The sequence below is a fragment of the Candidatus Magnetaquicoccus inordinatus genome (assembly GCF_004217665.1).
GTDB classification, from domain to species: domain Bacteria; phylum Pseudomonadota; class Magnetococcia; order Magnetococcales; family Magnetaquicoccaceae; genus Magnetaquicoccus; species Magnetaquicoccus inordinatus.
Genome location: NZ_RXIU01000522.1, coordinates 1 through 1082 on the forward strand (window position 1 = coordinate 1; position 1082 = coordinate 1082).

The following is a 1082-nucleotide window of genomic DNA, read 5'->3' on the forward strand; positions in this document are numbered from 1 at the left end:
CAGTCGGAAATCAGTTCGCGAAGAGTGGCCAAGTGGGCAAAACGTGTGCTGTCATCTTCCCCTGCAGCCTCATTGAAATGTACGACGCCATGCCATATGGAAAAAAGGGGTTCTGGAATCCGGTATACTTGGCTACCATATTTCAGAATGCACCCTTCTACATTGGCCCGCCAGGCCGGGACCGAGGTACCCACCAACCACTGGGCACTGATGCTGAAATCCCGCTGTGAAATGTTGCCCCGTGATTGCAACCCGATCACAAGGGGCGTAGAATTTGGTAGGTTGAGGGCGTGAGCATTCGCGTCAGGCAGACCCGCAATCACAGAATTCTTTACCCACAGACCGTCGTCCATCTGTTTGGCCTGGAGGCATGTTTGATCTGCCTCGTCCAAAAGCCTCAACAAATTTCCCACAGCAAACAGACGGTTGGATTCAATGGTGCTGATCCATTGAGCGACTTGGATAATCCGTGTTCCAAGAATCTTTTTTTGCTCCAATCGCAATACGATGCCATCACCTACATTCTTCCATTCAAACTTAAGTTTATCTATCATACATAACGCCTTGTGGTTATTGTTATGCCTGTATATCGTCGAATGAATGCATGAACATCGTTCTGCCAATCGCCATTATGTACTTTATTAAAATCCGAGCCATTGACCAATTCATCTCGATGATAGGTGTGACGATACAGTTTCGGTACATTTTCATTGCCTGGAAGCCAAATATGGCACTTCCCGTTGTGGCTCCAATCAGCAACCACGAGATCACCAATTTGCATGATCAATACAGCATGATTTTTTAATACGCCACCGGATGCAAGCACTCCGAAACTTCCAATGGCGGGATTTTCCTTCTCGGCGGCCAGACGTTTCGCAAAATTGGAGCCGTCTCTCGCAAAGGCTACCCAGGCTTCAAGCATGAATTTGTGTTCGTAGTAAGCACTCCAAAACTTCCGCCGGGCTGCCCACATGTGGGATTGAGCGGTGAGGTCCACGACATCCAAAAATTGTTCGAGGGATGCCCGGGTCAACCATCGACGCATGACACGCTGGGCCTTCTCATCCACATCAAGCCAACGT

2 protein-coding genes are annotated in these 1082 nt (G+C 48.9%); both read right to left on the reverse strand.

Annotated elements, in window-relative coordinates; genetic code table 11:
- Positions 1-554 (reverse strand): hypothetical protein (locus tag EJP87_RS16995; RefSeq protein ID WP_130473002.1); only part of this gene is annotated, 554 nt, incomplete at its 3' end.
- Positions 551-1082, reverse strand: a 532-nt coding sequence (locus tag EJP87_RS17000) for an EH signature domain-containing protein (RefSeq protein WP_227657754.1), incomplete at its 5' end; no start/stop codon positions are given. The genes EJP87_RS16995 and EJP87_RS17000, both read right to left, overlap by 4 nt.